This is a genomic window from Rhodopirellula halodulae, assembly GCF_020966775.1.
Taxonomy (GTDB): Bacteria; Planctomycetota; Planctomycetia; order Pirellulales; family Pirellulaceae; genus Rhodopirellula; species Rhodopirellula halodulae.
In genome coordinates this window covers 656993-679127 of the sequence record NZ_JAJKFV010000002.1, presented here as the reverse complement: position 1 = coordinate 679127, position 22135 = coordinate 656993, and the positions used below count along the sequence as shown (strand labels likewise).

Genomic DNA, 22135 nt, shown 5'->3' with positions numbered 1-22135 from the left:
CAGAGAAGGCACCATGACTTGGTCAGGATGTTGCCGCAGCGTCGAGCGCTTCGGTCAGCAAACTGTGTTCGGTCCATTCGCTTGCTGGGCGAATGCCAGTCAGGCGTCCTTGGTGAATCACGCCAATCGAATCGCAGACGCCGAGCAACTCGGGCAGGTAACTGCTGATCAACAAGATCGCTTTGCCTTGCGCCGCCAACTCACCAATCGTTTGATAGATCGTGCGTTTGCTGCCGATGTCGATGCCGCGGGTGGGCTCATCGAGCAACAAGATCTCGCAATCGTGATGCAGCAAACGAGCCAAGGCGATCTTCTGCTGGTTGCCGCCGGATAACTCACCAATCGCTTGGTCCGGATCGCTCGCCCGAACCGCCAATTCTTTCATCCAGTGCTCGGTCGCCTTCTTCATTTCCGATCGACGAAGGAACGGGCCTCGCCGGTAAGGCTCGGTTCGAGTCAGCGTTAGGTTTTCGGTCAGACTCCGTTCCAAGAACAACCCTTCGTTCTTGCGATCCTCCGACACCAACCCAATCGCGTCTCGAATCCAACTCTTCTGTGGATCCCGCCGCACATCTTCGCGGCCCATCACAACGACTTTGCCAGACGCCAATCGATCCAGCCCAAACAGAGCACGAATGGTTTCGGTCCGTCCCGCACCAATCAACCCGGCGAGCCCCAAGATCTCACCACGATGCAGCGTCAACGAAACATCGGTTGGCAATCGTGACCCGCGAACGTTTTCGAGTTGCAACACAGGTTCGCCGCGAACATGGTCGAGGTCGGGATAGAGCTGTGAGATCTCACGGCCGACCATCATCTGCACAATGGAATCCATCGGCATCCAATCCGGATCGTTTTCAGTCAAGCTGCCTGATCCTGCTGTCACGCCATCGCGAAGCACCGTGAAGCGATCGCCAATCCGTTGGCACTCTTCCAGAAAGTGACTGATGTACAGCACGCTGACACCTTCACATTTCAATCGCTCGATCACCGCGAAAAGGTTCTCGGTGTCGACCTGGGTCAAGCTGCTGGTTGGTTCGTCCAAGATCAACAGTTTCAGCTTGCGATCGGCCACGACCGCGCGAGCGATTTCGACCATTTGCTGCTGAGCGATCGACAATTCGCGGACGGGTTGCGCAGGATCAATGTCTTCGCAATGCAACCGTTTCAAAGCTTCCTTGGCGATCACGTGTTGCCGGCCACGATCCAGCCAACCACCGCCGCGTCCACCCCATCGAGACGGTTCGTCGCCCAAGGTGATGTTGTCCGCGACCGACAAATCAGGAGCCAAGTTCAGCTCTTGATAAATCATCGCGATGCCCGCGGCCTGGGAAGCTCGCGGGTTGCTCAGATCAACCTCTTCCCCATCGATTTGAATTCGACCGGCGTCTGGGCGATGAGCACCGGACAAGACCTTCATCAAGGTGCTTTTGCCAGCCCCGTTTTCGCCGATGATCGCATGCACTTCCCCCGGACCAACGATCAAGTCCACGCCGTCGAGCGCTTTGGTCGATCCGAAGTGTTTGCGAATTCCGGTCAGTTCCAGACGATGGGTGGCGTCGGTCACAGCAGTTCGTCGAGTTGCTTGGAGAGACTGGCGAAGTGATCCAACGTCGTCTTCACGGCTTCGGGCTGGGTCATGTCGACACCGGCTCCACGAAGCAGATCCAATGGGTCTTGGCTGCAACCACCACGCAAGAAGTTCAGGTAGTCGTTCAGTTCGGATTCGCCACCGCCGAGCACGCGACGACTGAGCGCCACGGCGGCACTGAGTCCGGTGGCGTACTTGTAAACGTAGAACGCACGGTAGAAGTGAGGAATACGGAAACATTCCAGTTCCAACGCATCATCGACGATGAAATCGGGACCGAAGTAAGCATCGAGCAATTCGCGATACGCGGCACGGAACGATGCAACGGTCAACGGTTCACCAGCTTCTGCCATTTCGTGCGTTTTCTTTTCGAACTCCGCGAACATCGTTTGCCGAACCACGGTGGCGCGGATGCTGTCCAGTTCGTTGTTGATCAAATAGGCTCGCTCGGCATCGTTTTGAGCGTTCTCAAGCAAGTGATGCGTCAGCAATTGTTCGTTGAACGTGCTAGCCACTTCCGCAACGAAGATCGTGTAGTCGTAGTACTGATAAGGCTGATTCTTCGACGAGTACCAACTGTGCATCGAGTGGCCGGCTTCGTGCGTCAACGTGAACACATCGTTGAGCACTTCTTCTTTAAAGTTCATCAAGATGAACGGGTCACCATCGAACGATCCGCAACTGAACGCGCCGCTCTGTTTGCCTCGGTTGGGATAGCGATCAGCCCAACGGCCACGCAGTCCTTCTTCCAGCGTCGACACGTACTCGTCACCAAGCGGTTGCAATGATTCCAGCACCACGTTGACGGCCTGGTCCCACGTGTGATGCTTTTTGATCCCGGACAGGATCGGCACGTAAGTGTCGTAATGATGCATATCGGGCAAGTTCATCTTGCGACGACGCACGTCCAAGTATTCATGAACCGCTGGCAACGAATCTCGCACGGCTTGGATCAAGTTGTCATAGACCGACACAGGCATGTTGTCGGGGAACAACGACGATTCCAAGCTGCTCTCGTAGTTACGGGCTCGAGCGTAATACACATCTCGATGGACGCTGCCGGCCAAGGTCGCCGCCAGCGTGTTCTCGTGTTCCGAAAAGACTTGGTAGTACTGATCAAACGCCTTCTTGCGAACGTCGCGATCGGTGCTGTGCAAAAACTGGATGAACGTCGCGTGCGACAACTCCATCCGTTGTCCGTCTTCGATTTCGAGCTCACCGAAACGCAGATCCGCGTCGTTGAGTTGCCGAAAGGCGTTGCCCGCCGCGCCCGCCATCTCGCCTTGCATCGCCAGCAAACGTTCTTCGCGATCGGTCAACGTGTGTGGGCGATAACGTACGATTCGCTCGAGCAACAACTTGTAGGGTTCCAGGACCGGATCGTTCAAAAACGATTCCATTTTTTCCGGTTCGATGCTCAGCAATTCAGGACGGACGAAACTGCCGGCCTGGGACGCTTTCACGGCCAAGTTTTGAAACCGAGATTTGCGAGCTTGATGATCGCTGTCCGATTGGTTCTCGGTCGTTCGCAGAAACGCGTACGTTCCACACCGCTCGGCCATGCGGTCAAACTCGCCGTCGAAGTCGAGGAACTCACGAATGACCTGAGCCGATTCGCCCAATCGCCCCCGGAACGTTTCGAACGTTGCGATCTTGGTCGTCAGTGTGTCAAAGTCTTTCTGCCAATCCGCCTCCGATTCATACAGACTGGAAAGGTCCCAGCAATCGCTGGCGAGGACTTCATCGCGTGAGGGCAATTTCGTGGTGGCGGGTGCATTCATCCGTGGAGCAACGTGGGTCAGAGAAGCGAAGAGGAGAACAATCCGGATAGTTTAACACCGGACCTCTCCCGCCATCACCGCCTCACGGAGAGAGGCTCAAATCCATCTGATGACGCTGGTTTTCGCCCTGTGCGTAAGGGTTCTGTGCGTTGGGATTCCGCCCGTTCCCTTTGTCGTTTGGCAGTCCTCGTGCCATCTCGCCGACGGCAAAGGGATTGGGCCCAGCGGAATGAATGCACCATCGGATTCCGTTCGCCGTTTCCACCGCATCCATGTTCAGCGACCGGCCCGAATACGGATCCTCGATGGCTTCGGCAGCGAGCCCCAAACATTCGCTCGGCAACTCGCAGGAAACTATCTGCTTTGATCGAAGGGCATTCAGAATCCGCAAACAACGCAACCGGATGCGGTCGGTTTCAAACGCATTGCGGCAACTCTCAACGGCCTGCATCGACAGTTGCGTGAGTGGAAATTGAGACGTCGCCGCGGAAGCCAAAATTTTGTGCGGCGGCGTTTTGCCAAGTTCGATCTGAGCCTGCATGGCACCCAGATAGTCGGGCAACGATCCGGAAAACCATCGAACGGACGATGGCATGTTTTGAAATGAACTGATGCCGAACGCACGCTCGGTCTTCAACGCCTGAACGAACGCGTCACTGGATTCATGTTCCGCCAAAACCCGTTCAATCGCAGCGTGGGTCTTCGGCTCCAAAACGGATTCTTGAAGAATCACATTCAACTGGTCGACCGCCGATTGCCGAATGGCCACGTTCGTTTGATACACCACGACCGTGGGTCCGGTTTCTTGCAATCCCGTCAAACGCATCAGATCCACACACAGCATTGCTGACTCATCGACCTGGCCTTTCGAAGCCAGGAATCGAGCACCGCAGAACATCAACCGACCGACCATCCGCAAATTGCTGATCTCCTTCAATAACAGCTTCATGTATTGATCGGTTGTCAAAACCCCCTGCGGCGTATGCGGAGATGGCCACGCGTAACGCTGGCAATCCGATGCGGCACGAAGCGCAGGAACGACGCTCGGATGCTTTTCAAACGATGCCTTCAATACCGACAGATGCTGAGCCGACACCGGTTGTTTGCAGTCCAGGAAATCGTCGGAATTTAAAACAGGCTTGAGCTCGACGACCAACGCATTCGCTTCGGGCAGAATCTCGAGAATGCTGGTCCGAGCATCCACCTTTTTGTCCAAAGGCCAGACCGAAACGGGTGCGGGATCACCCAGATGGTTGATCAACGTCGGCTCCCCGGCATCATGCAAGATCTTCAATTGGTGATTCACCTGCCAATGCTGATAGCCCACTGGCAATGCAACCCAAAGCAACCCCAGCAGGGCCAACGCAATGCAACCGAAAGAGATATTTTTCGCGTTCATGAAGACCCTGGCCGGAACACCCCCAGAACGGGGCGCTCGAAATCCGGCAAGTTTTCATGCCGCGGCGGTTTTCGTCAAGCGATCGGCCAATCTTGGTTGGCAGCGGACAGCTCATCGTGCCAACGCTGCACCTCAGTTGCCTCGCGACAGGCACGTCCGTTTCCGAGACTGGTCACGTAGCGACAAGACGAACGTTGCTGGCGGGCTTCGTCGTAGCGTTTCACCCACGCCCTTCGAGCCGGCAGCCTCTCTTCCGCGATTGGCCACACGCCCGGACGTGGTTTCAGATGCTCGCTCAGTCCCACTCGCCAAGGTTTGGGCGACACACGGGCGCGGAAACAGTTCTGATTGAAACACATTCGAACGTAGACCGGATCCGCGTGAATGCGTTCGAAAAAGTCCAATGCCTCGGTACCGCGTGGGTCAAAGGTCTTGTGAGTCACCAGGACGCGAAAACCCATGGGTGTCTCGTACAAACGCATTTTCCATTCGGGATGCGAATTGGCGAAGGACTCAATCCGTTTCCGCGCACGGGTTTGAGGTGTGCCCTGAATCCGTTTGCGGATCGTCTCGATCAGCCCGCCCAACAAACCAGCGGTCAGCATGGCCAGCAAACCAACAACGAAAAACGCGTTCGCCATGTCCATCTGCACTGAAACCGCGAACCACGCAACGAAGCTGATCGCGAATGTGGCCAAGTACACGCCGCAGCCGCTGGACTGAGTAAAATCAACATCCGCGAAAAGGACGTCGGGTGTGTTCAAACAAAGTGCACCATATGCATTGCGAGTCAGCACTTCGTTGCCGCGCCGATCGATGATTTCTTCGCGGATCGGTAAACCGTCGGCTCCGTTGTACGGAACACGAGGCTCGGTGAACGGCGGCATTTCGCCTCGTTTGATCTCAGCAATCGCATCCGCAACTCGCTGTTCTGCGTGCTGCTGAGCTGCTTCCTGGCTGACGTCGGACCAACCAAACCGCTTGATGGTGCGGCTGGTTTTCTGACCCACCATTCGCTCGCTGGCTTCCGCCCAATACTCGGGAACAATCATCGCTGAATTCTAATGGTTGCAGATGAAAACGTGGTCAAACCAGAGACATCCATGGTGTCCAGAAATCGTTAGTTCAACACCGGCAATTGAGAATCAGTTGGATCGTTGGATGACATGGGCGGCCGCTGGTCGGGATCTTGATAGTCACTTTCTTCGAAGTGCCGACCGTAGGTTCCAAAGTCATTGAAGGCGTACTTCTTTGCCCATCGATAGATCAAGTTTCGTTCCGGGATTTCGTCGCCCGGCTGATATTGACTGCGGCGTGGTTCCACATTGCGAAGTTCCGCTAGAACATTGCCACGCGCCGTTGTGTCGCGAGCCCCGTGTTTTTCGGCCAGATCAATCAACAGATCCGGTCGTTCCATGATCACGCATCCACGCGTGTTTTGGGCCGTCAATTCGCGGAAGTCACGCAGGAAACCGGACTCATTGAACGTTTCCTTCAACGGTTTGCTGTCATGAATTGATTCGGTCGCGAGTTGGATCACCGGACACGGTTCGATGTCACCCCACGGCCCGACGTGGTGCGTGAACCCGGTCACCGCGGGACACAATGCATTGCCCGCGTCATCGTGGTAGGCATCGATCACGATGATTGGTTTGGTCGCTCGCGTGTCGACCACGAATTGGCGAACACGGCGTTGCTCTTCACTGGACAGAGCCAACTGAGGATTGGGCTCAGGTCCCACCGGGCGATAGATGTGGAACCACGTGTACATGACGCCCATCTCGATCAACCGATCGACCCATTCGTCACGCACCAAGTCGTCGATGTTTGATTTGCAAACGCTGGTGCATACGCCCACCAACAACTTGTTTCGAAGCGCGGCTTCGATCCCCGCCATCGTTTGGTTGTAGACGCCGTCTCGACCGCGACGGGTGTCGCTAATGATTTCGGTGCCTTCGACGCTGATCAACGGCGTCACGTTGCCACACTTACGAAGCCGTGCTGCGACCTCGTCCGTGATGAAGTGGCCATTGGTGAAGACTTGAAAGTAAACGTCCGGGTGAGCTTCAAACAGGTTCAGCAGATCTTTGTGCATGAAGGGCTCGCCACCCAGGATGCCAAAGAAACTGTTGCCCATCTCCTTGGCTTGCTGGATCGTTCGATTCGCCGCGTCCAATTCGATCTTGTGCTGTTTCGCTCCCACGTCGACCCAGCATCCCTGGCAGCGAAGGTTGCAGCTATTGATCACCGACAAATATAAAAACGGTGGAAAGAATTCGCCTTTCTTCAATCGGCGTTTGTGTCGATGAACGCTACGCAGTCCTTTCACACCCAGAGCCCAAACGGCTTTGCCCAGCAGCCGCTTGTCAGTCTCGAGAGCGAAACGCTTGGCCATTCGGAGGTACATGAAATTCTCAATGAAGAAAGGTTTGCAACAAACTTGACTGTCCAGGCGAACAAATTCCCGACCAGAAGTCCAGCCGCTTCGCAGAAGTCTATTCGGAATGGCGAAAAGGTGACGTCGATCCGTCGTCTCGCTCCTGCCCCCCGCCAAGACACGATCCGCCGAAATCCGCCCCGCCAACCGTCCAGCTCAACAATTGCGACAGGGCAGAAAGCGATGGCGGCACTCCATTCACCCAGATCGCCTAACTTTTGCGATTTGGTGCGGGTGAACACCGATCGGTCTCATGATCGTGGCTTGCATTCGATTATACTGCGAGGCGAACGTACCGCGCGGCAAAGCCACCCCTGAAGTGGCTTCCACTCTCGCCTTCCTTTGCGGCAGCGGGACTTCCCCCGCCATTCGCACACCCACCTTTCCTCCATTGAGGCCCACCATGAGTCCCTCCCGAAGCAAGCCTGAAACCGCTTCCACGAATCGCCGCACCGTTTTGAAAGCCGCCGTCGGTGCCGCGGCCATGACGCCCTATTTCGCCTGGTCACCTCGCTCTTTGGCGGACGAAATTGCCAACGACAAAATGAACATCGGTCTGATCGGTGCCGGTGGCATGGGACGCGGCAACCTGAATTCGGCCAAACAGTGGTTGAACTTGGTTGCGATTGCTGACGCCGATTCCAGCCGAGCTCAACAGGCCAACGACCAGTTCAGCCAAGGCAAGGCGGACATGTACTCGGACTATCGCAAGGTCCTCGAACGCGATGACATCAAAATCGTCCACATTGCGACGCCTGATCACTGGCATGCCAAACCACTGATCGAAGCCATGCTTGCCGGCAAAGATGTCTACTGCGAAAAACCGCTGACGTTGACCATCGACGAAGGCAAGCTGATTCGCAAAGTTCAAAAGGAAACCGGACGCATTGTCCAGGTCGGCACGCAACAGCGCAGCACGTTCGACAAGTTTGTCAAAGCCATGGCGATCGTGAATGAAGGCCGCCTCGGGAAAATTCAACGTGTGCAAGCCGCGATTGGTGGAGCGCCCACCAGTGGATCGCTTCCGGTGGCCGACGCTCCTGAATCACTCGATTGGGATTTGTGGCTCGGACCAGCACCCAAGGTGGATTACCGACGCTCGGAAAACGGCAAGCAATCCAACGGACACTACGAGTTCCGTTGGTGGTACGAATACTCTGGCGGCAAACTCACCGATTGGGGCGCCCACCATGTCGACATCGCCAACTGGGCATTGAAACTAAACGGTCAAACCGAAGGCCCCACCTCGATCGGTGGAACCGCAGAACATCCGGTTGAGTTCAAAGACGGCAAAGCGGTGCAAAACGATCGCTACAACACCGCGACGAAGTTCCTGTTCAACGTCGCCTACCCAGGCGGCACCGAAATGATCATTCGCAACGACACCCGCAACGGGGTTTTGATCGAAGGTGACAAAGGCCGGTTGTTCGTCAGTCGCGGAAATCTCACGGGAAAACCCGTCGAAGACTTGAAAGACAATCCACTTCCCGAGGATGCGATCTCGAAGGTCTACAAAGGTTTGCCGACCGAGCACAACGAGCGACGCGCCCATTGGTTCAACTTCTTGCACTGTCACCGCGAAGGATTGGAGCCGATCTCCGATGTGCACTCGCACATGGAAATGCTCAACGTCTGTCACTTGGCCGGGATCTCCGCACGCTTGGGTCGTGGCCTGAAGTGGGACAACAGCAGCGAGCAAATCGTCGGCGACGAAGAGGCCAATTCAATGCTGGCTCGCCCATACCGCGAAGGCTACGAGATCGAAATGGGCTGAGCGAATCGCTTGGCTCGCGACAATTTCGCCCGCACGTGCCGGAACTCGGCAGCGGTTAGTTGATCATTGACAGCATCAAATGCCACGGACATCGAATGGGCACTCTTGCCCATTCATGTCGTGGTCGGCAAGACAATCGAGTCTTGACGATTTCCGCCACCAAGCCGGCTCCCAACTTTCGCGATCACCTTGAGTCTGCGATCGACATCAAATGGTCGCATAGCAGACCAACGTTCTTGATGAAGGTCGCAGAGTGGATGACGCCTTCATCCGGCACCACCTTGCGGCCCTTGGGGTCTCGAACGAATCCCGGTTCTCGCCATCCGCCGTCCTCGTGCTGAGCCGCCAAGATTTCTGCAACTTGATCGGCGGAAACGGTGGTGGCTTTCTTTTCGGTACCTTCCACCGTCGATCGATAACGACGTTCGATCTTGTCCAGTCGTGAATCACCGACGAAACCATAGTGGTCGGGCATCTCGGAATCATCACTGGTCAATTCATACTTCAAGTTGAAATACAACGGCTGGTTGGTTTTCAACTCTGAGTACCGCGGCAAACGCCCATCGGGTCGCAGGCATGTTCGCAGATACGCGATCGCTGGCTGGATCGGTTCCAGGAACCGCTCGTCTTGCGTTGCATCATACAAATCCAGCAGGGTTTCCAAGACGGTTTGTGATTCGTACCCCGCAATCGCGGGCGGTTCAAATTTGCGATCCCACACCGGATGCATGTGCCGGTCGTACTGCTGGGCCCAAGCTGGCTGGGGTTCTGGCATTTGAGCCCGCAACAAGAATTCACCGCCACGAATTGCGGTGTCTCGATACCGTTCGTCTTTGGTGATTCTCCAAGCCAACAACATCGTGCGGATCATGTTCTGCGTGATGTTGTCGTTGAGCATGTAGCAACCGTTGTAGTCCTTGGTCCAAGTTCGCGACCAATCGTCGGGATAACTCGCGTCCACGATTGGATAGAACTCAACGCTCGGCGTGCTCGTTGGCATGCGGTCGTAGTGATGGCTCCACGCGCCAATCGGGTATTGAGCCAATCGGGTGGACTGCAAAGCGAGGCTCACCGACCGAATCAATTCCGGCGATGCCAGCATGTTGGACCGACTCATGGTTTCCAACAGATCTAACGAAAAGGACAACGCAGCCGACGTCGTGTCGTCGTCAATCACTGTTTTGTTGTGCTTGAACTTTCGCTGTCGCCAAATCTCCCAACCACCTGGTTCCGGCGTTCGAAACATTCCTTCCGATGATGCCGCGACCCCTTCAAGATAGGGAATGTTGGCTCGCACCTCTGGAGCAAAGTCGATGGAGTACCCCCAACCTCCCGAAGCAAGCTGACCTTCGAACAAACACTTGGCCACGTTGATCGCGGCCCGCATGTGAGCCGCGTCGCCTGTCGCTTTGAAAGCTCGCAGGTAGGCCTCACCGACTGCCGGCGTTCCCGGCGGCTGGACCCAAACACGGTCGTCGTCACAGGCTCCTTCGCCGTGGCTGAGCTTTCCGTCGACGCTGCTGACCCAAGCGTATCCGCCGTGGTCGGCGATCGTTTCCGACATGTACGTCGTGGCCCTTTTCAAAGCGGCGCGCACTGTTTCTTTCGTGGGTGGGTCCGCCGCCATCGTTGGCATAGCGAATGGCCCAAGGACGACGACACATCCGAGCAGCAAAATTCGGATGCGATCTGAAACGCCAAGGCGTTTCGAACCAAGACTTTCTGAAACACAACTTCGTTGCATGGCGGGGCCTCGCGGGATGGGGTGATGAGGCAAGGGTTGGCCGGATGGCCAGATGTCGATTCTAGCTGGCTGATTCCATCAATGCTCGCGAATACGAAAGGCAGCGTGACGCCCCGCCGAAGTGTTTTCCCGGCTATATCCCCCATTCGTTCAGGCGTTTATCCTACGACCATGAGCGAATTTCTCCTCTACTACCGCCGCCCCGACCCGACGACATGGGTCTACATGTCGTCGTTCTTGACGATTGGACTGTTTTTCGTCTTCCGTCGGTTTTGGAGCATCCGCAACCTCGACATCGTGTTGCTGATCCTACTGGCGCCGGGGCTGCTGATGGTCAATGAAGGCTATCGCCGACAAACCCGTCTAGCACGCTTGGCCTCCGCTGAAATCAACTCGGCAACCACCAATCCCTCCCTGGCGACCTCTGCCGAGGAGGAAGCAGCACGGGCCGAAGACGATGGGGCCGAAGACAATGGCCCCGATGAACGCGGGCCCGAAGATATCGAGGCCGAACCACCCACCGCGCCCGAGAACTCGCGGGACGTCACCGAGACAACCGCCACCGTAGCACCCGCCGCGGCGGACGCTCCGCCGGAGCCCCGCGAATTGACCGCGGAAGAACTGACGCAACTTCGCCAATCCGATGCGTACCAGCGAGCGGCCGGTCTGCAGCGAGCCGGATTTGTGACGTTGTTCGGCATTCAGTTCTTGGTGCTGCTGCGAATGCTGCTCGATCCACTGATGGTTCGGCGGCCGTTGCTGGATCCCAATTTGACCACGGGTGGTCTGAACTTTCTGGGCATCTCGTTGTTCATTTTCATGATGGCCAACGTGGTTGCCAGCACGCCCGAGATCCAACAGGAACAAGGCCCCAAATTGGGACCGGGTTACGCCCTCATCAACATGCTGCCGGCGATCCCGACTCGGCCCATCAGTGAAGCCATCGCGGGTGCCGAGCCACCGACCATGGCGGAGCTGACCGCCGCCGAACAACGACGAACGATGATTGCAAAGATCATCGCCATCCTGGCTCAGTCCGCGGTATTGATCGGAATCCTGCTGATCGGCAATCGGCACTTTGGCAACCTTCGTTCTGGTGCAGGTTGCGCGACGCTGTACTTGTTGATGCCTTACACCGCTCAAATGACCGGCCGAGTCGACCACGTGGTCCCGGCTGCGCTGATCCTGTGGGGCGTGTTGATGTATCGCAAACCTCTGATCGCGGGTTTGTTCATTGGCGCCGCGGCCGGCCTGCTCTACTACCCGCTGTTCCTGTTGCCGCTTTGGTTCAGTTTCTATTGGCAACGAGGTGCCGGCCGATTCGCGGTGGGTGTCGGCGTGACTCTGACCATCCTGATGGCGTTGCTCGCGTTTGCTGGCGGCGAACCATTCATCACGCATGTCCAGCGGATGTTCGGCGTGCTGAACCCCAACAAGGGCCCAAATGAACTGACCGGGATCTGGGAACTCGGTTGGAACCCCATTTGGCGTTTGCCGGTGATTGTTGGCTACGTGATCCTCAGTTTCTTCTTCGCGGTTTGGCCCGGTCAAAAGAACCTCGGCATCTTGATCAGTTGCTCCGCCGCATTGATGGTCGCAACCCAATTTTGGCACGGCTACGGCGGCGGTTTGTACATGGCTTGGTTCTTGCCACTGTTGTTGCTGACGATTTTTCGACCCAACCTTCAAGACCGCGTGGCCACGAAAGTCATTGATGGACGCAGTCGTCCCGCCCGCCGGTCTACCACCGCACTGGATGCAGCCTGAACCGGATGTCTGACTACGCCTCTCAGATCGAAACCATCGATCGTGATCTTCATGAACTCGAAGCCACCGATGGACGATTCGCGATTTGGCGGATGGTCTTTTTTGTGGGCTTGGTATTGGGGGTCGGATTCGCGATCACGACCCAACATGTGATCTGGGCCAGCATTGCCGGTGGTTCGCTGCTCGCATTTTTGGTCACCGTCGTACGCAATGAAACCGTTCGCGATCGAATGGAATTGCTTCGCAACCAATCGCGTACCCTGCATCGATTGCAGGCTCGTTTGAATCGAGATTGGCAATCGCTTGCCCGCGACGGGGTAGGCGTGCGGTCCCAAGAGATTCAGCTAACCGACGAACAACAGGCTCTCGCTGGCGACTTGGATTTGGTCGGCGAAGCGTCCCTGTTTCAACTGACGTCGATGGCGGCCACCACGCCCGGTGTGAGAACCCTGGCCAATTGGCTGTGCAGTCCCGTCGACCCGCCAATCGCGATTGATCGCCATGCGGCGGTGAAGCATCTGGCGAACCAGCCCGACAATCGACTTCGATTTTACGTGTTGGCACGAGACATCGGTGGCAGTTCCGGAGATCCGGAATCATTCGTGAAGTGGTCCAAAGAGCCCAACTGGTTGCCGCCTCATCGATGGCTGATTCCTTGGGGAAATTTCACGGCCCTGCTTGCCGTCGCCATCATCATTGCAATGGTCGTTGGGCAGATGACCGATCACGCGGACTGGTTGCGATTGGGCCTGTACGCTCTGATCGGAATCGCGGTGATCAACCTCGCGATTGGGTCGTTTTTTCTTGGCCCCGTCGCTGCGATTTTCCAAATCGCGATGGCTTCCCGACGCAGCGTCAACGACTACGCCGAACTATTCGACGCCGCGAGGTGGTTGCCTGAAACAACGGACAATGCCAACGGACCAACGTCCCGAATACGCAGTGCACTGCTTGCCGACGAAGGTTCCTCCGGATCCGCTTCGCAGGGTATGCGTGAACTCGCCAAAGTTGCTCGCATGGGTGGGCTGAAGCAAACCGCTTCCACGTTTTTGCTTTACCTGCCGTTGCAAGCGTTCTGGTTGTGGGACGTTCGTGTCCTGCGGCGTCTGGAGGAATGGAAGTCGCGTTACTCGGATCAAATCCCGACTTGGTTTGACGCCCTCGGCGAACTGGAAGCTCTGATGTCGATCGCCGCGTTGCAGCACGATGCGGAAGGTTGGACATCGCCCGAATGGCTGGACGACCAATCAACGCTCACCTTTGAAGGACTCGGCCACCCTCTGCTAAAAGACCATGTTCGCGTGACCAATGATGTCACAATCGGACCGGAGGGAACCTTGCTGCTGGTCACCGGCAGCAACATGTCGGGCAAGAGCACCATGCTTCGCAGTGCCGGATTGAATGTCGCGTTGGCGATGGCTGGCGGCCCGGTGTGTTGCCGGCGGATGAGCCTGCCACCGATCGAGATGGGAACCAGCATCCGAGTTAGCGATGACCTCAGCCAAGGCGTCTCGTACTACATGGCGGAACTGAATCGCCTGTCAGCCGTGGTAGCACACGCGCGTGAATTGTCAAAACGTCGCGATGGAGGCGAGACGAAACGCATCCAGTTTTTCCTGCTGGATGAAATCCTCCAAGGCACCAACAGCCGAGAACGACAAATCGCGGTCGCCCGGGTCCTGCGTTTCCTGGTGGAAGCCGGAGCCGTTGGAGCGATCACCACGCACGATTTGGAGCTGGCAGACGACGAAGAGTTGATACGGATGGCTCACACCGTTCACTTTCGCGAAACGGTCACGCCCGACGCCAGCGGCGATGAACGGATGACGTTTGACTACAGAATGCGCGAAGGCGTCTCCCCCACCACCAACGCCCTGCGTCTGTTGGAGATTGTTGGGCTCGGCGAACAGTAGGCAGCAGGTGCAACGATTTGGTGAGCCGCTTTTGTTGCGAACGTCACCGGAAGAGACGAGCAGGGGTGCCCGTCTTAGGCGTGGTCAGCTTCGAAGCGGAACGAACAAAGTCCCGATGCGGCGTTTGAGTTATGATCGGTGTCCCCACCGACCATCCCCGCCCACCATTTGCGTGCTCCATGCAACGTCGTCACTTCCTTGCCGCTGCAGCGGCATGTGTGTCCACACCGACACTCGCTCAATCATCAAAGCCCAAACTGAAAGCCGTCGCAATCGGTCACACCGGTCGCGGGAATTTTGGGCACGGGCTCGACAGTGTTTGGCAACGCCTGCCCGAGACTGATTTAGTCGCGGTTGCCGATGGCAATGAAGAAGGACTTCAAAAGGCTCAGCAGCGGCTGAAGGTTCAACGAAGCTTCACGGACTACCGGCAAATGCTGGACGAAATTCGTCCTGATATCGTCGCGGTTTGCCCGCGACATGCGGACCAGCACCACGACATGGTTTTGGCGTCGATCCAGTCAGGTGCACGAGGCATCTATGTCGAGAAACCGTTTGTTCGCACGCCTGCGGAAGCCGATTCTTTGCTCACTGAGGCCAAGGAACATGGTGCCAAAATCGCGATCGCCCATCGCAATCGATATCACCCCACGTTGCCAGTGATCCGTCAAATGATCGCCGACGGATCCATCGGTCGGCTCCTCGAAATTCGCGGGCGTGGAAAGAGCGACCATCGCGGTGGAGTGGAAGACCTCTGGGTGCTGGGCTCTCACGTTCTGAATTTGATGCACTACTTGGCAGGACCACCTGAATCATGTTCCGCGTCTCTGATGCAAAACGACCGACTTGCCACCGCCTCTGATGTTCGTGAAGGAGCCGAAGGATTGGGCAAGATGGCCGGAAACGCATTGCATGCTCGATATCAAATGCGTGGCGGCGTCACGGCGACCTTCGATTCCATCGCCAACGATGGAACGCAGAACGCGGGATTTGGACTGCGTTTGATCGGCAGTCGCGGCACCATCGCGATTCATGTGGACAAAAACACGTTGGCGTATTTGCTTCCGGGAAATCCGTTTGAAACACCGACCGAGCCACGAGGATGGATCCCGATATCGTCAGCAGGCCCGGGCAAGCCGGAACCGATCGCCAATCTCACTCAGATGGTCGAGCATCATGGTTATCCCGCACGGGACCTACTCGATGCGATTGCTGAGGACCGAGATCCATTGTGCAGTGCCGCTGAAGGTGCAATGACGGTGGAGATGATTTGTGCGGCATTGGAATCACATCGCCAAAACGCAACGGTGGTTTCGTTCCCATTGAAACATCGCGACAATCCGCTTGATCGATATCAAAGCAATTAGCAAGACGTTTCGATCGTGGCACCAGACGGCTTGCGCCGTTCCGCTAAGTTTTTAAGCGATACCCATCAGCGTAGCGTTAGAACGCGAGCTTCAGGGTCCCTGAAAACACATACCAACTGCACTCGTTCCAGATAGCACCAGTGGGCGTTGCAAGGCGTTTCGCTAGGTTGTCGAACCGGATGGCGGAGTCATCCACAAACAAGTTGCTTCCTTCGATTTCAGCTGCATCTCGCCTGACGCGGCGGGAATCAAAACGCTTTCGCCAGTTGAGAGCTGCGTGACTTCATCACGCGAGACAAGCGTTGCCGAACCGTCGATCACCGTGACCAGATGACATTGATCATCACCGGCAATGGTTGGCGAGCTTTGGTGCACTCGGCGAAGAACGAATTTGTCGCAACTCACCAATTCATCCGTGCCACTCGCCAACGGTTTGCGAATGGGATCGACCGGACCACGGTCGTAGTCCGAGACATCCAAAGATTGCTCGACGTGCAACGGCCGCGAATTTCCGGACGCGTCCAAGCGGTTCCAATCGAACAACCGAAATGTTGTGTTGCTGGATTGTTGAATTTCCGCGACCACCAGCCCGCCACCCAAGGCGTGCACCGTGCCCGCTGGAATGAAGACACAATCGCCAACTTCAGGATGATAGGAATGCAGCGCGCGGTCGGTTTCGCCCGCCACCATCATCTCTCGCAACGATTCGCGATCGACGCCTGCCTTCAATCCCGAATAGATCACGCTGTTGGGCTCGCTATGCAGAATCACCCACGCCTCGGTCTTCCCCAAGTCAGGCGGCTGCATCGTTGCCCCGTAAGCATCATCGGGATGCACTTGGACCGACAACACTCGATTGCAGTCCAAGAACTTCAGCAGCAGCGGAAAGGTTTTCGCATCCGGACTGGCTTCGACCCATGCGTTTCCCATCAACCATGAACGTTGATGAGCAAACAAATCACCAAGCGACTTTCCCGCCAGTTCGCCATCGGTGACGACGCTTTGGTCTTCGCCATGGTCAACGATCTCCCAACTCTCGGCATAGTCATTCGCTTCGCCAATCGGCTTCTTCAGCATTTCGCCCAACCGGCGTCCGCCCCAAATCGTCTGTTTGAGCAGCGGCCGAAAACGCAGTGGTGTCGAAGTCATGAAAGCGTCCATCTATTTCCAGGAGGGTGTGTTTTGAATTCAAATCGAGAGAACCTTTCAGGTATCCGTTTTGGCTTGCCTTGATCAAGTACTCACAGAGTCTATTCGCGGGCGATTTGACCAGAGCGGACACCACTGGCGAACCGGTCGATTGACGATTTCGTTGCAAGCACTTTCGCTGACACCGCAGTTGACTGCTCGGTTCTCCCTCGCCATATGCGAACTCCGATTGCTGTCAAACAACGTGCCCGACTCAAGCTACAACTCATCCCGTATGCGTTGCAACACTTCCGACGAACCATGTTGATCCGTCCAGTTTTGAATGTAGCTCCAATCGAGCGAATCACCCTGAACCGCAATGACGTCGGAGACATCAGACAAGTCTTGGGCACGCCCCCAGCGAAGTTTTTGGATCACAACATCCTCGGGCCTGGGAAGCCAAACCGTTCCACCGAGCAAATTGGATTGAACTGATACTCTTCGTTCGAATCGGGACTGATCGAACGGATCATCGCTCAGTTCGAACAACTCAATCGCGAAATCAAAAGGTAAAAACTGTAGGACTCGTCGAGTCGTCCCCGTCAGCAATTCGAATTCGACCTGCGACTGAACTTTAAAATCGTCGCCAAGTTTTTCTACGACCGCAGCGATTGAATCTTGAAGCATTTCGACCACAAAATCAGCATCGCCAGTTGCACGCGGGACGCCGTACACGTTGCTCGAATATGATCCCACAAGCATGTACGAGATATTGGACTGACTCAACGCAGCGACGACCTTCGCGACAGCTTCGTTACCGTCTGACCCTATCATGTCGCATCCGCCACAGCGGAGTCTCGGGAAGGATCTTGGCGAAAGAAGCGTTTCGAATCCCGGTCACTCAAGACGCGACGACGTCGCTTCATTTCCGCGTCGACGTCTTCCATACTCCATTCAGGATGCATGCCATGTAGTAAGTCACGGGTCCGAGCAAGTTGCTCGGCGTATAACCGTGCACCGGCAGCGAGACGATCGTCCAAAGACATCTGCCTCGCTCGCTCGACTTTGTCCTGGCGAATGGCTCGCTGAAGTGATTGTTGATCCATGCTTCCATTGTCCCAATTCCAAACCAGCTCTGCAACGAGCCAGGGTTTGGGCGAGAGGCAGAACGAATTGCGTGATAGAGGCACAGTCATCGAGACGATGTTTTTTGGCCCCCTGCCTTCGGCAAGCGATACCACGCAATCCCGATGAAATTTGGATGATGGTGGATTAACCGTCGTACTATCTGGATATTGACGACGATCCATCCCATCAAAAGTGAGAAACTGAAGAAGAAATTCGGTTCGGACCAATTGCCGACGATTGCTACCGTTGCAAGCAACATCCAACAGATCCAGAAGCTCCCCCACATCACATTTCGACGTCGCAGGCTCCAGTGGCGAGCCAGCGACATCCACGTTGGAATCAGCACCATGAACCAACCAAGAAACGCGGAGCCGAGCCCACCCATCAAAATGATTAGAAAGGCAAACCCCGGCCCAAAGAGTCCGACGGTTCTTACGAATATCACCTGTTGCTGCCACCGCGCGACCGCAATGTGAATTGCCACGGCCGCGGTCAACAGCATGAGATCCGCGACGGAAACTTTTGCTGGGGTGATTGGTTCGTGAGACACACAAACACGCAGCCGCAAGCGGAAGAATTTCGCGATGCCGACCCAGCACATGGTGGCGATGAGGGAAATGGAAACCGCAAACAGAGTGCCTGAGACGACCGCATAATCGTTTTCCCACGCGTCCAACGGATAGGTTCCATCTCCAAGCCACTCGAACAGCTTGTGCGCGAGAACCAAAACCATGACGCACCCAAACGCCATGCCCAAGGTCCGCACGACATTCCGCCAGACTTGCCCGGGACAAAGGACGCACTGGATCGCCGACCAAGTCACAAACCAAGCCAAGCCCGCCGACATCAACAGCAACGCGACCAACTCAGGCCCGGTGCCGTGATTGTATGATTGGACGACCGTTCCGATCGCGATCACGCCCCAGCACAACCACTGCAATCGAGCGATACGTTGGGATGGGGTCATGTGGTCCTCGAGGCAGATGATTCCGACCATTGTAAGTCAGGATTCATTCACCTGCCGCTTGACCGTTCCGGGTTGGACTCACGCTCTGGGAGAAGGCACGGTGGGGGACCACCGTGCTACAGGATACAGGAATGCGGCTGAGAGACTTCTGGGTTCATCGGGCGGCTCACGCCACTCCGCTAAGACAAATGGAATTCGAGATCACTCGTATTCGCGAACTTGGCGTGCGATGGCAGCGGCCAATGCGTCGCGAACGCTTTCGATCGTGATTCGATCGAAGATCTGCTGGAAGAACCCGCTGACAATCATTCGAGTGGCTTCCTTTTGAGTGAAGCCGCGGCAACGAGCGTAGAAGATTTGTTCTTCGTCGACCTTCGCCGTCGTGCTGCCGTGGGTGCAACGCACGTCATCGGCCTCAATTTCCAATCCGGGAATCGAGTCCGCTCGTGAGTGATTGGACAGGACCAAGTTATCGTTGCGTTGATAACCGTCGGTCTTTTGAGCGATCTTGTCGACCTTGATCATCCCACGCCACACCGTGCGACTCTTGTCCTGCTGAGCTGACTTGTACAAGAAGTCGCTGTGGCAGTTGGGTGCCCGGTGGTATTGCTGGGTGTGGTAAGCCAAGTGCTGGCGACCCTCGGTGAACATCACCCCGTTAACCTGGCAATCAGCACCTTCGCCGACCATGTCAACGGATTGGTTGACCTTCGACAAACCCGAACCCATCGCGGCGATCGTCCACTGCAATTGTGAGTCGCGATCGATGTTGGCTTGCTGGTGGGCGAAGTGATAGGTCTTGTGGCCCCATTCCTGGACGTTGACGTATCGCAGGTGAGATCCTGGTTTTTGAATCAACTCCACGGCACCCATGTGCAAACCGGATGCTTCCGAATCAACGCTGTTGGATTCGTGCAAAACAGTTGCTTCGGCACCATCTTCCAAAACGATCAACGTGTGCGTCGTGTCGGTGCCACCATTGCTGAGCGTGGAACCAAGGTAAATCGGTTTTTCGATCACCACGCCACGTGGCACATACAGGAACTGACCACCGGACCAGAACGCTGCGTGCAGGGCTGCAAACTTGTCGTGGTCAGGGTCCACCACGGTGTAGAGATACGGGCGAACCTTTTCGGGTTGCTCGCGACAAAGTCGTTCGAGGCTGCCGAAGATGACACCTTTCGCGGCCAAGTCCTCGTCGAGCGATTCTGCGACGACTTGGCTGTCAAAAGTTTCTAAAACGCCGCCGGGCTCCACACCGTCACGCAGCTGGTGCACGGAAGGGATTTCCCCAGCGGGAGCTTCGACAGGTGGTGCGAACTTACTGATTTGGAAGGCGCGAATGTCGGTGCGAATCCATTCTTCGCTACGACGTGCGGGCCAATCCATCGCATCGGCGTGCGAGAACGATTCGCGTCGCAGGTCGGTCAACCATTGCGGTTCGTCTTTCCGCGAAGCGAGAAAGGCTTCGAAACCGGCGGCATCGAAAGTGAGGGTTGAAGTGGTGGTCATGGAGAAAACGTGAAAAGGTTGTTCAGCGGTGGATGGGAAATGGAACGTTGCTCGGCGAAAACGCTCTCGATAGGTCGTCTTAGCGAAGCGGCGTGAGCCGCCCGGTGCGTCGCCGGAGGGCTCGCGCCCTTCCGCTATCAATGCACCGATTTCAAGAGCGACTAAGTGGCGTCGCGAGCAACGGGCGATTGCAGGATCGGCTGTGGACTAACCGACGCTGCCTTCCATTTGCAATTGGATCAAGCGGTTCATTTCGACCGCGTATTCCATGGGCAGTTCTTTGACGAGCGGCTCGATGAAACCGTTGACGATCATCGTGCTGGCCTCGGATTCAGTCAGGCCGCGGCTGAGCAAGTAGAACATTTGCTCTTCCCCAATTCGCGAAACACTGGCTTCGTGTCCAATTTGGACATCTTGCTCCGCGATTTCGATGTAGGGATACGTGTCGCTGCGGCTTTCGGGATCCAAGATCAACGCGTCACAAACAACGTTGTTCTTGCTGTTGTGAGCCCCCGGTTCAACACGAACCAAACCGCGGTAACTGCTGCGACCGCCGTTCTTGCTGATCGACTTGCTGATGATCTGTCCGGTCGTGTTCGGCGCGGCGTGCACCAGTTTGGCTCCCGCGTCTTGGTGCTGACCGGCGGATGAAAACGCGATCGACAAGATTTCACCACGAGCACCGGGTTCCATCATGTGGACGGCGGGGTACTTCATGGTCAGTTTGCTGCCGAGGTTGCCATCGACCCATTCCATCGTCGCGTCCTGGTACGCGTAAGCGCGTTTGGTCACGAGGTTGTAAATGTTGTTGGCCCAGTTTTGGATCGTCGTGTAACGGCAACGAGCGTTCTTCTTAACAACCACTTCCACAACGGCACTGTGAAGTGATTCCGTCGAATACATCGGAGCCGTGCAGCCCTCGACGTAGTGAATGCTGGCACCTTCATCCACGATGATCAACGTTCGTTCGAACTGGCCCATGCTTTCCGCGTTGATGCGGAAATAAGCTTGCAACGGGAAGTCAATGTGCACACCGGGTGGCACATATATGAACGATCCGCCCGACCACACCGCACTGTTCAGTGCAGCGAACTTGTTGTCGTTGGGTGGAATGATCGTGCCGAAGTACTCACGCAGCAATTCGGGATGCTCGCGAACCGCGGTGTCGGTGTCCGTGAACAACACGCCCTGTTTCGCGAGGTCTTCTTGCAACGAACCGTAGACCACTTCGCTTTCGAATTGAGCCTTCACGCCCGCCAAGAACTTCTTCTCGGCTTCGGGGATGCCCAACTTGTCGAACGTGTCTTTGATTTCCTGGGGAACATCGTCCCAAGACTTCTCGGACTGCCCCGTTGGTTTCAAATAGTAGTAGATGTCTTGGAAATCCAAATCCAATGCCCCACCCCATTTGGGCATGGGGCGTGATTCGAATTCCTCGAGAGATTTCAATCGAAACTCTCGCATCCAATCGGGTTCGTTTTTGATGTCAGAAATCTGGTTCACAACATCCGCGCTCAAACCCTTTTGGGCTTTGAAGACACCGGTGGTTTCGGTGCGGAAGTTGTATTTATTGATTTCGCCGATTTGGTCGTTTTCAGTGACGTCGGTCGCCATAGGTAAAGCTCAG

At 56.1% G+C, this 22135-nt stretch carries 16 protein-coding genes; 4 read left to right on the top strand and 12 right to left on the bottom strand.

The window, feature by feature from the left end; all coding sequences use genetic code 11:
- Nucleotides 1-22: 22 nt before the first annotated feature.
- The 5 genes from LOC70_RS03435 to LOC70_RS03415 form a co-directional block, all read right to left on the bottom strand.
- The gene (locus LOC70_RS03435) at nt 23-1567 is read right to left on the bottom strand and encodes a sugar ABC transporter ATP-binding protein (protein ID WP_230251835.1); all 1545 of its coding nucleotides are present in this window, start codon (nt 1565-1567) and stop codon (nt 23-25) included.
- Nucleotides 1564-3372, bottom strand: a complete 1809-nt coding sequence (gene pepF / locus LOC70_RS03430; RefSeq protein WP_230251834.1) for an oligoendopeptidase F — start codon at nt 3370-3372, stop codon at nt 1564-1566. Before pepF ends, LOC70_RS03435 begins: the two co-directional genes overlap by 4 nt.
- An 82-nt stretch (nt 3373-3454) precedes the next feature.
- Nucleotides 3455-4771, bottom strand: a complete 1317-nt coding sequence (locus tag LOC70_RS03425) for a hypothetical protein (protein WP_230251833.1) — start codon at nt 4769-4771, stop codon at nt 3455-3457.
- Between the two features lie 74 nt (nt 4772-4845).
- Nucleotides 4846-5823 (bottom strand): hypothetical protein, encoded by a 978-nt coding sequence (locus LOC70_RS03420; RefSeq protein ID WP_230251832.1) that lies wholly within the window; start codon nt 5821-5823, stop codon nt 4846-4848.
- Nucleotides 5824-5891: 68 nt separating this feature from the next.
- Nucleotides 5892-7166 carry a radical SAM protein gene (locus tag LOC70_RS03415; RefSeq protein WP_230251831.1) on the bottom strand — a complete coding sequence of 425 codons (1275 nt, stop codon included), beginning with the start codon at nt 7164-7166 and terminating at the stop codon, nt 5892-5894.
- Between the two features lie 445 nt (nt 7167-7611).
- Here LOC70_RS03415 and LOC70_RS03410 point away from each other — a divergent pair, with 445 nt between their 5' ends.
- Entirely contained in the window at nt 7612-8982 is a 1371-nt protein-coding gene (locus LOC70_RS03410; RefSeq protein WP_230251830.1) for a Gfo/Idh/MocA family protein, read from the top strand.
- Nucleotides 8983-9166: 184 nt separating this feature from the next.
- On the opposite strand, the gene LOC70_RS03405 is transcribed toward LOC70_RS03410, so the two are convergent.
- Nucleotides 9167-10546, bottom strand: coding sequence for a pectate lyase (locus tag LOC70_RS03405; protein WP_230251829.1), 1380 nt, complete (start codon nt 10544-10546; stop codon nt 9167-9169).
- A gap of 351 nt (nt 10547-10897) precedes the next feature.
- On the opposite strand from LOC70_RS03405, the gene LOC70_RS03400 reads away from it, so the two are divergent.
- From LOC70_RS03400 to LOC70_RS03390, 3 genes are all read left to right on the top strand, one after another.
- The gene (locus tag LOC70_RS03400) at nt 10898-12493 is read left to right on the top strand and encodes a hypothetical protein (protein WP_230251828.1); all 1596 of its coding nucleotides are present in this window, start codon (nt 10898-10900) and stop codon (nt 12491-12493) included.
- A 5-nt stretch (nt 12494-12498) separates the two neighbouring features.
- On the top strand, nt 12499-14406 hold the full coding sequence (locus tag LOC70_RS03395) for a MutS family DNA mismatch repair protein (RefSeq protein WP_230251827.1): 1908 nt from the start codon (nt 12499-12501) through the stop codon (nt 14404-14406).
- Between the two features lie 179 nt (nt 14407-14585).
- The gene (locus LOC70_RS03390) at nt 14586-15773 is read left to right on the top strand and encodes a Gfo/Idh/MocA family protein (protein ID WP_230251826.1); all 1188 of its coding nucleotides are present in this window, start codon (nt 14586-14588) and stop codon (nt 15771-15773) included.
- A gap of 162 nt (nt 15774-15935) precedes the next feature.
- Here LOC70_RS03390 and LOC70_RS03385 read toward each other — a convergent pair whose 3' ends face one another.
- The 6 genes from LOC70_RS03385 to sufB form a co-directional block, all read right to left on the bottom strand.
- Nucleotides 15936-16922 carry a type I phosphomannose isomerase catalytic subunit gene (locus LOC70_RS03385; RefSeq protein ID WP_230251825.1) on the bottom strand — a complete coding sequence of 329 codons (987 nt, stop codon included), beginning with the start codon at nt 16920-16922 and terminating at the stop codon, nt 15936-15938.
- Nucleotides 16923-17180: 258 nt separating this feature from the next.
- Nucleotides 17181-17735, bottom strand: coding sequence for a DUF6036 family nucleotidyltransferase (locus LOC70_RS03380; RefSeq protein WP_230251823.1), 555 nt, complete (start codon nt 17733-17735; stop codon nt 17181-17183).
- Nucleotides 17732-18007 (bottom strand): hypothetical protein, encoded by a 276-nt coding sequence (locus LOC70_RS03375; protein ID WP_230251821.1) that lies wholly within the window; start codon nt 18005-18007, stop codon nt 17732-17734. Before LOC70_RS03375 ends, LOC70_RS03380 begins: the two co-directional genes overlap by 4 nt.
- A gap of 86 nt (nt 18008-18093) precedes the next feature.
- Nucleotides 18094-18996 carry a hypothetical protein gene (locus tag LOC70_RS03370; RefSeq protein WP_230251820.1) on the bottom strand — a complete coding sequence of 301 codons (903 nt, stop codon included), beginning with the start codon at nt 18994-18996 and terminating at the stop codon, nt 18094-18096.
- Between the two features lie 201 nt (nt 18997-19197).
- The gene (sufD, locus tag LOC70_RS03365; protein ID WP_230251819.1) at nt 19198-20508 is read right to left on the bottom strand and encodes a Fe-S cluster assembly protein SufD; all 1311 of its coding nucleotides are present in this window, start codon (nt 20506-20508) and stop codon (nt 19198-19200) included.
- Nucleotides 20509-20715: 207 nt separating this feature from the next.
- Nucleotides 20716-22122: a Fe-S cluster assembly protein SufB gene (sufB, locus tag LOC70_RS03360; RefSeq protein WP_230251818.1), complete on the bottom strand. Its 1407-nt coding sequence runs from the start codon at nt 22120-22122 to the stop codon at nt 20716-20718.
- Nucleotides 22123-22135 lie beyond the last annotated feature (13 nt).